This is a genomic window from Klebsiella sp. K5-45 (assembly GCF_030128605.1).
GTDB lineage: Bacteria > Pseudomonadota > Gammaproteobacteria > Enterobacterales > Enterobacteriaceae > Klebsiella > Klebsiella quasipneumoniae.
The window spans coordinates 26,726-37,999 of sequence record NZ_JAKUZW010000005.1 but is presented as its reverse complement, the minus strand read 5'-3'; the positions used below and the strand labels follow the sequence as shown (position 1 = coordinate 37,999).

Below are 11,274 nucleotides of genomic sequence, written 5' to 3'. Positions count from 1 at the left end.
CGCCTTACCGGGCCTACGAACTCCACAGGAAGGTGAAGGACCGCAGGCCGGTGCAAGCGCAGCGCCGCCCGGCAATCGACATCCGTTGCCAGGGTAAGGGTTAAAAATCCATCTTCACCGTGAACTGCACCTCGCGCGGATCGCCAATCTGGTTACCGAGGTTATTGGTGCCGATGGAAGAGGTGTAATAGGTCTTATCAAACAGGTTCTTCACGTTCACCTGCAGCGTCACCGGATACTGCAGCTTCATCTTATAGGCGGCGAACACGTCTGCCACCGCATAGCCCGGCAGATAATAATCCGCGCCGTTGGTGCCGGAGCGCTTGCTGACCGCATGGCCGCCGCCGCCGATCGTCAGGGTGTTGCTGTTGTAGACGTTATGAATGTCATAGGTCAGGAACAGCGAACCGGTGTGCTTCGGTACGTTCGGCAGCGGTTTCCCCGCGTAATCCGGATCTTCCAGCACTTTGGCGTCGGTATAGCCGTAGCTGGCAATCATGCTGAGGTTATCGGTAATTGACCCGGCCAGATCCACCTCCACCCCTTGGGAACGCACCTTGCCCGCGGTTTTCGCCACCGTCTCATCACCAATACTCTCGGTGTACAGCACGTTGCGCTTATGGATATCAAACAGCGCGATATTGGCGGTAATGCCCTCCAGCAGGTCGAATTTGGCGCCCACTTCGTAGGCGGTGGACTCTTCCGGCGGCAGCTCGCCGATATAGCTGGCGATCGACGACTGCGGCATAAACGACTGGGCGACGTTGGCGAACAGCGACACGTTCGGCGTCACTTTGTAGACCAGGCCGGCTTTCGGCGTCCATTTCTCATCGCGGCTGTCGGTATTGACGTTAAACGGTCGGCCTTTACCGGCGTACTGGGTGTAATACTGGTAGCGCACGCCGGCGACGGCGATCCAGTTGTCGGTGAGGTACAGCGCGTCCTGCACGTAAGCGGCATAGCTCTCCTGCTGGATCCGCTGATCGCTATCGGACGCGGAGACGGTATTGCAGGTGTCGAGGGTGCCGTAGACCGGATGATAGATGTTAAAGCCTTTCACGTTCTTGCAGCGCAGCATATCGGTGCGCAGCAGATCGTAATTCTCATAGGCGACGCCGGTCAGCAGTTCGTTATAAAAACCGCCTACCACCACGTTGCCCTGCAGGTCAGCGCGGGTGGAGTGCATCTTCTGCGTTGAACCGTGGGTACCGTCGACCCGGCGGGTGAGGTTGCCGGTCGCCGAATCATAGGCCACCACCCGCGCCTGGTTATCGTTGTAATTATCCTGGCTGTAGCTGTAGTCGAAGCGCGCGGTCCAGGCGTCGTTAAGGCGATACTCGGCGTTCAGCTGGGCGAGGTCGGAATAGCCATCGGTAATATTAAAGGCTTCATCGAAGCGGGTTTTGCGATCGACGTTCACCGCATGCCCGGTATTGAGATCGAAGATAGTGCCGCGGTCGAAGGGGGCGCTGTAGTCGCGGTGCGAATAGGACGCGGTCACCGTCGCCCGGTCGCCAAACCAGGTCAGGGAAGGGGCGATAAAGCGGCTTTTGTTTTTACCAAAGTTGCGCCAGTAATCCTCATTCTGATATTCGCCGATCAGCCGGTACGCCAGATTCGTGCCTTCGATGGGGCCGGTGACGTCGACGCTGCCGGTGCCGCCGCCAAAGCTGGTGGACGTCCCGGAAACCGAACCGGAGAACTGCCGCTCCGGACGTTTGGTGATGACGTTGATCAGCCCGCCGGGATCGAGAATACCGTACAGCGTCGAGGCGGGTCCCTTCAGGACTTCCACCCGTTCGGTGGCGGCGTTAAAGCTGCGCGGCAGCACGGTGCGCAGGCCGTTGGTCATGATCGAGCCGTCGCGGTTAGCGCCGAAGCCGCGGCGGGTAAAAGCGTCCTGGGTGCCGCCAAGGGTGTTGGTTTGCACCACGTTGGCTACGTTATACAGCGCCTCATCGAGCGAGGTGGCGTGCTGATCTTCGAGAACCCGATCGCTGACGGTATTCACCACCTGCGGAATATCCAGCAGCGGCATTGAGGTCAACGTCGCGGTAGAGGAGCTGAGCGGTTGATAGCCGCTGGTGGCGCTCTGCCGGGCGTCGTTGGCCACCACGATGATGGTCTCTTCCGCATCGTTGTTATCTTTCGCCGCGTGATTTTCCGCGGCCATTAATCCCGGTGAGGCTAAAAAAAGAAGCGAAAAAAGCGCCCGCCCTTGCAACGAGGTGAAGGCGACATGGGGTTGAGTCATTATCTTTTTCTCGTGAACGAATCTGCCTTTGCGGTCAGATAAAGCCAATAAAATCATTGCCCTGAATAATAAAAACACGTGGTTTAGCGTCTGAACGCGCCTTTATATGTGTAATTGAGAATCATTCAACCATGAAGGAATGTAGTAGTAAACGTTAGGCAAGATAAAATTTCAGCGGCGAGGAACAGGACGTTTTAAACGCCTCCAGTAGGGAGCATTATGTAGTTATCGCTTTGATATTGTTTTATTTTAATTCTATTGCGTTGGCGCAGCCTCGCTGTAGTCAGCGTCCCCGCAGGAAGACGATGGCGACTATTGACTACTACATTCATCCCCGTCATGATCAAAAGAGAATGAGATTTATTTTGATTTGACTGCAGAATGTCCAGCCATCGCCTGGAACGCTGCGGCGCAGGAGCGAGTTATGCCACAGCGGGTGACACCTGCAGTGCAGGGGATCGTACTGGATGCCCTGTCAGCCGGCTACGGCCAGACCCTGATCGTTGACGACATCAACCTGACCATCCCCAGCGGCAAAATGACGGTGCTGGCAGGGGCGAACGGCTCCGGCAAATCAACGCTGTTGTCGACTATCGCCAGGATGCTGAAGCCGCTCGGCGGCTGCGTGCGTCTGGACGGGCAAGCCATTCATCAGATGCCGACGAAGGCCGTCTCGCGCCAGCTCGGCATCCTGCCGCAATCGCCGCTGACCCCGGAAGGGTTAACGGTTTTCGAGCTGGTCTCGCGTGGGCGCTATCCGTGGCAGGGTCTGATGCGCCAGTGGTCAGACGCCGATGAGCTGGCGGTGGAGGAGGCGCTGCGCTTAACGGGCACCCGCGAGTTCGCTCATCTGCCGGTGGACAGCCTCTCCGGCGGCCAGCGTCAGCGCTGCTGGATCGCCATGGCGCTGGCCCAGCAAACGGCCACCATTCTGCTCGATGAGCCGACCACCTGGCTCGATCTGCGCTATCAGGTCGATATCCTCGAGCTGCTCCAGACCCTGACCCGCGAACATGGCCGCACGGTGGTGACGGTGCTCCATGACCTCAACTTTGCCGTGAACTACGCCGATCTGCTGGTGTTTCTCAAACAGGGGCGCATCGCCGGTACGATTAGCGACAACGAAGTCTGTAGCCCTGAGCTGATTAAACGCGTGTTTGACGTTGACGTGCAGATGTCGATTAACCCGCAAACCGGCAAACCCTTCTTTATGCCGTTTCGCGCCCGCCAGGCGGCGGCGCAATGAGCGTGACTATCCTGCTTTCCGCGCGGCGGCGCGCCCGTCCCCGACTGGCGCTGCTCCTGCTTACGCTGCTGCTTATCGCCGGTTCGCTGGTGCATCTTGGCCTGGGCGCCCGCTGGATCGCCCCGCAGACGGTGCTGCAGGCGCTGCTGGAGTACAATCCGCGCAATTTCGAGCAGCGGATTATCGTCGAACTGCGCCTGGTGCGGCTGGCGGCGGCGCTGCTGACCGGCGCGGCGCTCGGCGTCGCCGGGCTGCTGCTACAGACGGTGATCCGCAACCCGCTGGGCGAGCCGCATATCCTCGGCCTTAACGCCGGCGCGTCGCTGGCAGTGGTGGCGACCTCCGCGCTGGGGCTCTCTCTCGGCGCTTTCCCCGCCGCGCGGCCGCTGACCGCCGCCTGCGGCGCGGCACTGCTGTTCGGCGGGGTGATGGTGCTGGCCTCTGCCGGTCGCGGCGGAGCGACGCCGCTGCGCATCACGCTGTGCGGGGTAGCGCTGTCGGCGTTTGCGTCGGCGGTGACGGCGGCGATATTAATTCTCGATGAACAGACGCTGCTGGCGATGCGCACCTGGCTGGCGGGCGATCTGGCCGGGCTGAACTGGAGCACGCTGCGGACGGCGCTGGTCCCGGCGCTGATCGGCCTTGGCGTCGCGCTGTTCCTTGCCCCGCGCCTCAACGTGCTGGCGCTGGGGGATAAGGTGGCGCTGGGCCTCGGCGTGAACCTCGTCCAGACGCGGCTGCTGGGCCTGCTGGCGATTGCGCTGCTCTGCGGCGCGGCGGTGGCGGTGGCCGGACCGATCGGCTTCGTCGGGCTGGTGGTGCCGCACGTGGTGCGCCGTCTGGTGACGGAAGATATCCGCCTGGCGCTGCCCCTGGCGGCGCCGGTGGGGGCGCTGGTGCTTCTCCTGGCGGATATCGCCGCCCGGACGCTGGTCGCGCCGCAGGAGCTGGCCACCGGGGCGATGACCGCCCTGGTGGGCGCACCGCTGTTTATCTTTATCGCCGCGAGGTTTTTTAAATGACGCGCGCCGTTCACCGGGCCGGTTTTCGGCCGCTGCTTTTCGCTTCCCGCCAGCTGCTGCTGCGCCCGGCGGCGCTGAAAATTGCCGCCTTTATGCTGCTGATGCTGCTGGCGCTCGGGCTGTACAGCCTCAGCCGCGGCAGCTATCCGCTGCCCGCGTCGACGCTGGCGCAGGCCCTGCTGGCGCCACAGGAGATGGGCGAGCAGCCGCGCTTTATTCTGTTTGATATTCGCCTGCCGCGGATCCTGATGGCGCTGCTGTGCGGGGCCATGCTGGGGCTGGCCGGCGCGGCGATGCAGAGTATCACCCGCAACGGGCTGGCCGATCCGGGGCTGATCGGCGTTAAAGAGGGGGCCAGCATCGTGGTCCTGGCGCTGGTGCTGTTTTTCCCGGCGGTAGGCCTGGTCTGGCGGCCGCTGGCGGGGATGGTCGGCGGCGTGGCGGTGGCCCTGCTGGTCCTGACGCTGGCCCGCGACTGCTCGCGGCCGCGCTTTATTTTAATTGGCATCGGCGTCTCCTGGACCCTGGCGGCGGCGGTCGGCATCTTTATGACCACCGCCGACGTACGCGACGTGCAGACGGCGATGATCTGGCTGGCGGGCAGCCTGCAGGCCGCCACCTGGCCGCTGCTGGCGGTGGCCTTTTGCTGGGCGCTGCCCGGGGCCATCATCCTGTTCTGTACCGCCCGGGCGGCGGACGCGGCGCTGCTGGGCGACCGAACCGCCATCGGCCTCGGGGTGCGTCTGCAGCAGTTGACTCTGCTGCGCTTTTTCGCCCCGGTGCTGCTGACCTCGGCCAGCGTCTCCTGCGTCGGCAGCCTGGGCTTTGTGGGCCTGATGGCGCCGCATATGGCGCGTTTCGTGCTGCGCGGCGGCCAGGTCTCGCTGCTGAGCGGCAGCGCCCTGATTGGCGCCTTGCTGGTGCTGGCGACCGATACCCTTGGCCGGTTGGCGTTTGCGCCGCTGCAGATCCCGGCGGGGATTGTGATTGCCCTGGTGGGCTGCCCGTTCTTTGTTGTCTTGCTCTGGCGTCGCCGTGATGCCCTTTAATCAGGAAGGTATTATGCGTTGGTTCGTCTCATTGCTGCTGTTGCTGACGGGGGCCGTCAGCGCCGCCGACCCACATACTCAAACTTTTACCGATGATTTAGGCCGCAAGGTCACCGTCCCGCTGCATCCGCAGCGCATTGTTTCGATGCACGATCTCGATATTACTATTCCGCTGATTGAGCTCGGGGTACCACCGATCGCCAGCCACGGCCGCACGCGCCCGGACGGCAGCCACTATCTGCGCTCCAGCGCCCAGCTCACCGGTGTCGATTTCGATAACAGCGATATCCGCTTTATTGGCACCGCCGATATCGATCTGGAAGCGGTGGCTGCCGTCAGGCCGGATCTGATCATCACCGAGCCCAGTCGCCACGTGTCGGTGGAGCAGCTGGAGAAGATTGCCCCGACGGTGAGTATCGACCATCTGCAGGGCAGCGCCCCGGATATTTACCGCAAGCTGGCCCAGCTGACCAGCACCCAGCCGCGGCTGGCGATCCTTGAGCGCCGTTATCAGGAACAAATCAAGCAGCTGAAAGCGATGGTCAACCCTTCTCAGTACACTGTCTCGGTGATCCAGGCGAACAATGGCAAGGTCACGGTGCATCATTCGTATCATGCCCTGGGCCGGGTGCTGCGCGACGCCGGGTTCCGCTTTCCGCCGCTGATTGAGCGGATCCCCGATGGCCAGCGTATTGACGTCAGCGCGGAACAGCTGCCGGAGCTGGACGCCGATTTTGTCTTCGCCACCTGGCGGTCGGATACCGGCGGCAAGCCACAGGATGAGCTGCAGGCGATGGAAGCGGTGATGCCCGGCTGGTGCGACTTTATGCGCGCCTGCCGCACCGGGCACTATATTTTACTGCCGCGGGAGGAGGTGATCTCCAACTCCTACGCCGCGCTCTCCCTGATGGTGGCCCAGGTGCAGTCGCATATTGCCGGCAGGCCGCTCCCGGCGGAGGCCAAATGAAAAGCGCGATAAAAAAAGAGAAGGGCAAAGTCGACCTGTTCGGCGAACGCTATCGCGCCCGGGCGCACCAGCTTTCCCCCCGGCTACGGGCCGTGGTCAGCTATATCAACGACAACCGCGAGGTGGTGCTGGAGCAGACGGCGATGGAGATCGCCGCTGCGACCCAGACCTCCGACGCCACGGTGGTCCGCGCCATCCAGGCGCTGGGCTTCGCCGGGCTGCGCGAGCTTAAGCAGACCATGGAGCGCTGGTTCGGCACCTCGGTCACCTCGGCGGAAAAGATGCGCTCCACGGTCACCGCGCTCTCCAGCGACGTCAATTCCAGTATTGATTTTGTGCTGGAAGGCCATCAACGGGTTTGCGAGGTCCTGTCGCGGGCCGACAACCGCGCGGCGGTGGCTCAGGCGGTGGCATTGCTCAGCGACGCACGCCAGGTGGGGATCTTCGGTATCGGCGCCTCGGGGATCCTCGCCGAGTACACCGCCCGGCTGTTCAGCCGCATTGGCCTGCCGGCGTATGTGATGAACCGCACGGGTTTCAGCCTCGCCGAGCAGCTCATCGGCCTGCAGCGCGGCGATGTGCTGATCATGATGGGGCAAAAATCGCCCCATCGCGAAGGGATGACCACCCTGCGCGAAGCGAAGCGCTTGGGTATTCCGACCATCCTGCTGACCCAGGCGGTGGACTCGCGCTTCAGCCAGGAGGCGCAGGTAGTGATTGACGTTCCGCGCGGCGGGGACAGTAGCCGGATGCCGCTGCACGGCACGGTGCTGGTCTGTCTGGAGATGATTGTTCTGTCGGTGGCCTCCACCACGCCACAAAAAACGGTGAAATCCCTGAAGCGAATCAACGACCTGCACCGGACCATTGGTAAATCCGGCGGTAAACGCGGCAGTTGATAAGATAATTCACCAGCAGGAAGGTTTCCGGTTGCATATAAAAGTCAGTGTGTGTATTTTTATGCAAAATAAATGCATAAAAAGGAAATCTCATGGTCAAGAATTTGCTCAAAGCGTGTTTCATGATGGCCGCGCTGACGGCAGCCGGACAGGCGGCTGCGGAAACCTATACCGTCGGCTCCGGCGGCACCTACAGGCCGTTTGAATTTGAAAACAGCCAGAAACAGCTGGAAGGTTTCGACATCGACATCATTAAAGCCATCGCCAAAGCCGAAGGCTTTGACGTCAAGCTGGTCAATACCCCATGGGAAGGCATCTTCGCCACGCTGAACACCGGCGACCGCGACATCATCATCTCCGGGATCACCATCACCGATAAACGCAAACAGATGGTCGATTTCTCCGCGCCATACTTCCCGGCCGAGCAGTCGATCGTCGTCGCCCAGGACTCGAAGGTGGATTCGCTGGCGGCCCTGAAAAACGAGAAGGTCGGGGTGGTGAACTCCAGCACCGGCGATATCGTGGTTTCTGAGGTGCTGGGCAAGAACAGCACGGCGATCAAGCGCTTCGACAATACCCCGCTGATGCTCCAGGAACTGTTCGAGGACGGCGTCAGCGCCGCGGTGGGTGACGTCGGGGTAGTGAAGTACTACATCAAACAGCACCCGGAGAAGCAGTTCAAGCTGGTGCCGGATGCCAAATTCGAACGTCAATATTTCGGTATCGCGGTGGCGAAAGGCAACAGCGAACTGCTGGGCAAAATCAACGCCGGTCTGCAGAAGATCGTTGCCGACGGGACTTACGCCAAAATCTATAAAACCTGGTTCGACGACAACGTGCCGACGCTGCCAGCGCAATAAGCCACCTTTTTCAGTGACCACGGCTATCGCCCAGGCGATAGCCGTATTTTTTAGGGAAGGACTATGACGGGATTCCGTTGGGAGATCATCGAGGAGTACGGCCCGCTGTTTGTGGACGGCGCCCTGATGACGATTAAATGTACCATTATCTGCGTGATCCTCGGGACGCTGTGGGGGTTAACCCTCGGTCTCGGACGGATGGCGAAGGCCGAGCACGGGCCGTGGAAATATATTCTCCGCTACCTGGTGCAGTTTCCGGTGCGCTTTTACGTTAGCGCCTTCCGCGGTACGCCGCTGTTCGTGCAGATCATGGTGGTGCACTTTGCGCTGGTGCCGCTATTTATCAACCCGCGCGACGGCCTGCTGGTGACCAGCGGCCTGATGAGCGCCGACTTTGCCCGCGAGCTGCGTGCCAGCTACGGGGCGTTCCTCTCCTGCATCGTGGCGATCACCCTTAACGCCGGGGCCTATGTGTCGGAGATTTTCCGCGCCGGCATCCAGTCGATCGACAAAGGGCAGATGGAGGCCTCCCGCGCGCTGGGCATGCCGTGGTGGAAAACCATGCGCAAGGTTATCCTGCCGCAGGCGTTTCGCCGCATTCTGCCACCGTTGGGCAACAACGCCATCGCCATTGTTAAGGACTCTTCGCTGGCCTCGGCGATTGGCCTGGCCGATCTGGCCTACGCCGCGCGCACCGTCTCCGGCGCCTACGCCACCTACTGGGAACCCTACCTGACCATCTCCCTGGTCTACTGGGTGATCACCTTCCTGCTGGCGCAGCTGGTTAACCGTCTGGAAAAGAGGTTTGGCAAAAGTGATTCACATTAATAACTTACATAAGCGCTTCGGCGACAGCCACGTGCTGCGCGGCATCAGCTGCGATATTAAACCGCAGGAAGTGGTGTGCATCATCGGCCCGTCCGGCTCGGGGAAAAGTACCTTCCTGCGCTGTATGAACGCCCTTGAGACGGTCAGCGAAGGCGAGGTGGTGGTCAACGGCTTTGCCGCTCACGACCGCACTACCGACCTCAACAAGATGCGCGAAAGCGTTGGCATGGTGTTCCAGCGCTTTAACCTGTTCCCGCATATGACGGTGCTGGAAAACCTGATTATGGCGCCGATGAATCTGCGCAATATGCCGCGCCAGCAGGCGGTCGACCTGGCGGAAGCCTTGCTGGCGAAGGTGGGCTTAAGCGATAAGCGCGACGCCTGGCCCTCGAGCCTGTCCGGCGGCCAGCAGCAGCGGGTAGCCATCGCCCGCGCGCTGGCGATGAAGCCGTCGATTATGCTGTTTGATGAGCCCACTTCGGCGCTGGATCCGGAGCTGGTGGGCGACGTGCTGGAGGTAATGAAAAACCTCGCCAGCGAGGGGATGACCATGGTGATCGTGACACACGAAATGGGCTTTGCCCGCGAAGTGGCCGACCGGGTGATCTTCATCGACCAGGGCGTGATCCAGGAAGAGGGCAAGCCGGGGCAGATCTTTAGCGCGCCGAGCAACCCACGCACCGCCGCGTTCCTCAGCAAGGTGCTGTAAACCGAGCGGGCTGGCGCCAGGCCAGCCCGCTGAGTGTTGTCAAATATATTGATGATGTTTTTCATCATCAGTATAAACATTGACTGAACTCATATATCCCGCGATAACCCCTTTGTTAATCTCCGGGTATCGCTTTGGGCTTCTTCAGGAATATAACGTTGGAAATCTTTTTTTAACCCACTGAAAAATAGAGACTAACTATTTTTCATACGCCAAAAATCATGGTCCGTTAATGACGGACTCGGTTTCGTATGGGTTAAAAAAGGTACGTTATGACAGTTACATGGACGGTCACGCCCGTGGGGTATCAGCACATTGCCAAACGCTGCCCCGCCTGCAATGTAAAACGCGACTTCGCACCTTCCGGCGCCATCCGGGTGAATTCGCAAAAGAAGCTGCTGGATATCTGGAGCATCTATAAATGCACGCACTGCGATTACACGTGGAATATCGCCCTGTTTTCCAGGCTGCACGTCAGCAAGATAAACCGTAAACTGCTTCAGCGCTTGATGCAGAACGATGCAGCTATGGTCCACTATTACGCCGCTGACCTCGCGACCCTGAAGCGCAACGGCGCCGAGCCGTCGGGGCAACCTGATTTTCGTATTCATGAGCAATGGTCGGTGACGCTGATGGCGTGCCCGCGGATAACGGTGCGCGTCAGAGTCAGTCGGCCATTTCGCATCAGCCTGCTATCAATACTGAAAAAGCAGCTCAAGCTGAGTACGGCTGAAATCCGGTGGTTGGTCGCGACAGGGCATATCGAGGGTATTCCACTAAAACAGCTCAAGACGAAAAAGCTGAAGGCGATGGAATATCATTTTCAGCTGGCGGCGGAAACGCTGTATGCGCGACGCCGGATTACGTTATCACTTCGCGGTAGATAACTCGTCGGGGAGAGAAGTCGTAGCGCTTTAACCGCGGTTTTTCGTGATTCTCAATGAAATCAGGACGGCGAAGTCGGCCGTCCTGAATGACGCATTACTGCCTGAAAAAGGCACTTCCGCAGCAGCCATTCAAGCTGCCGACGCATAATAAACAAACGCCAGCTTATTGCCGTCGGGATCGCGGACGTAGGCGCTGTGAAAGCCGTTGCCATATTGTGGGCGGTGACCGGGAGCGCCTTCGTCACGTCCGCCGAGTTGCAGGGCGAGGGCATGCAGTTCCGCAATATGTTCGACGGAGCGGGCGTTAAGCGCCACCATCGTTCCATTACCCACCCCGGCAGGCTGCAGGTCAAAAGGAACGCCCACGCACAGCCCACAGGTGTGGTTGCCGTTGAAGGTGCCCCAGGACGCCCCCTGTTCGTTACGGCCGGCTTTGGGGTGCCCCAGCAATGCCATTAACGGGTCATAGAATTCGATGGCGCGTGGTAGATCGTTCGTTCCCAGCATAATGTATGAAAACATAGTGTCCTCCTGTTGCGGGCAAAAAGGTGTC

At 60.4% G+C, this 11,274-nt stretch carries 10 protein-coding genes and 1 pseudogene; 9 read left to right on the top strand and 2 right to left on the bottom strand.

Annotated features, from left to right (window positions below; translation table 11 throughout):
• Window positions 1-100: 100 nt before the first annotated feature.
• On the bottom strand, window positions 101-2,173 hold the full coding sequence (locus tag MKS11_RS11635) for a TonB-dependent siderophore receptor (RefSeq protein ID WP_074440888.1): 2,073 nt from the start codon (window positions 2,171-2,173) through the stop codon (window positions 101-103).
• A 505-nt stretch (window positions 2,174-2,678) separates the two neighbouring features.
• Here MKS11_RS11635 and MKS11_RS11630 point away from each other — a divergent pair.
• The 9 genes and pseudogenes from MKS11_RS11630 (at window position 2,679) to MKS11_RS11590 (ending at window position 10,721) form a co-directional block, all read left to right on the top strand.
• Entirely contained in the window at window positions 2,679-3,500 is an 822-nt protein-coding gene (locus tag MKS11_RS11630) for an ABC transporter ATP-binding protein (protein WP_087771296.1), read from the top strand.
• A complete protein-coding gene (locus MKS11_RS11625) occupies window positions 3,497-4,522 on the top strand; it encodes an iron ABC transporter permease (protein ID WP_049092161.1) in 1,026 nt (341 codons plus the stop codon). The genes MKS11_RS11630 and MKS11_RS11625 overlap by 4 nt, the downstream gene beginning before the upstream one ends.
• On the top strand, window positions 4,519-5,571 hold the full coding sequence (locus MKS11_RS11620) for an iron ABC transporter permease (RefSeq protein WP_060655985.1): 1,053 nt from the start codon (window positions 4,519-4,521) through the stop codon (window positions 5,569-5,571). Before MKS11_RS11625 ends, MKS11_RS11620 begins: the two co-directional genes overlap by 4 nt.
• Entirely contained in the window at window positions 5,561-6,538 is a 978-nt protein-coding gene (locus MKS11_RS11615) for an ABC transporter substrate-binding protein (protein ID WP_165474130.1), read from the top strand. The genes MKS11_RS11620 and MKS11_RS11615 overlap by 11 nt, the downstream gene beginning before the upstream one ends.
• Window positions 6,504-7,437: pseudogene (locus MKS11_RS11610) on the top strand (MurR/RpiR family transcriptional regulator). The gene MKS11_RS11615 and the pseudogene MKS11_RS11610 overlap by 35 nt, the downstream one beginning before the upstream one ends.
• A gap of 92 nt (window positions 7,438-7,529) precedes the next feature.
• Entirely contained in the window at window positions 7,530-8,297 is a 768-nt protein-coding gene (locus MKS11_RS11605) for a basic amino acid ABC transporter substrate-binding protein (protein ID WP_004203029.1), read from the top strand.
• A gap of 63 nt (window positions 8,298-8,360) precedes the next feature.
• Entirely contained in the window at window positions 8,361-9,125 is a 765-nt protein-coding gene (locus tag MKS11_RS11600) for an amino acid ABC transporter permease (protein WP_004151161.1), read from the top strand.
• Window positions 9,112-9,834 (top strand): amino acid ABC transporter ATP-binding protein, encoded by a 723-nt coding sequence (locus MKS11_RS11595; RefSeq protein ID WP_002908374.1) that lies wholly within the window; start codon window positions 9,112-9,114, stop codon window positions 9,832-9,834. Before MKS11_RS11600 ends, MKS11_RS11595 begins: the two co-directional genes overlap by 14 nt.
• Window positions 9,835-10,133: 299 nt before the next feature.
• Window positions 10,134-10,721 (top strand): DUF1062 domain-containing protein, encoded by a 588-nt coding sequence (locus tag MKS11_RS11590; protein WP_165474131.1) that lies wholly within the window; start codon window positions 10,134-10,136, stop codon window positions 10,719-10,721.
• Between the two features lie 129 nt (window positions 10,722-10,850).
• Here MKS11_RS11590 and MKS11_RS11585 read toward each other — a convergent pair whose 3' ends face one another.
• On the bottom strand, window positions 10,851-11,243 hold the full coding sequence (locus tag MKS11_RS11585) for a VOC family protein (RefSeq protein ID WP_060655981.1): 393 nt from the start codon (window positions 11,241-11,243) through the stop codon (window positions 10,851-10,853).
• Between the last annotated feature and the right edge of the window lie 31 nt (window positions 11,244-11,274).

Coding starts and splice junctions, on each gene's coding strand:
- MKS11_RS11635 (WP_074440888.1), bottom strand. CDS start 2,173: ATGGCCGCGGAAAATCACGCGGCGAAAGATAACAACGATGCGGAAGAG.
- MKS11_RS11630 (WP_087771296.1), top strand. CDS start 2,679: ATGCCACAGCGGGTGACACCTGCAGTGCAGGGGATCGTACTGGATGCC.
- MKS11_RS11625 (WP_049092161.1), top strand. CDS start 3,497: ATGAGCGTGACTATCCTGCTTTCCGCGCGGCGGCGCGCCCGTCCCCGA.
- MKS11_RS11620 (WP_060655985.1), top strand. CDS start 4,519: ATGACGCGCGCCGTTCACCGGGCCGGTTTTCGGCCGCTGCTTTTCGCT.
- MKS11_RS11615 (WP_165474130.1), top strand. CDS start 5,561: ATGCCCTTTAATCAGGAAGGTATTATGCGTTGGTTCGTCTCATTGCTG.
- MKS11_RS11605 (WP_004203029.1), top strand. CDS start 7,530: ATGGTCAAGAATTTGCTCAAAGCGTGTTTCATGATGGCCGCGCTGACG.
- MKS11_RS11600 (WP_004151161.1), top strand. CDS start 8,361: ATGACGGGATTCCGTTGGGAGATCATCGAGGAGTACGGCCCGCTGTTT.
- MKS11_RS11585 (WP_060655981.1), bottom strand. CDS start 11,243: ATGTTTTCATACATTATGCTGGGAACGAACGATCTACCACGCGCCATC.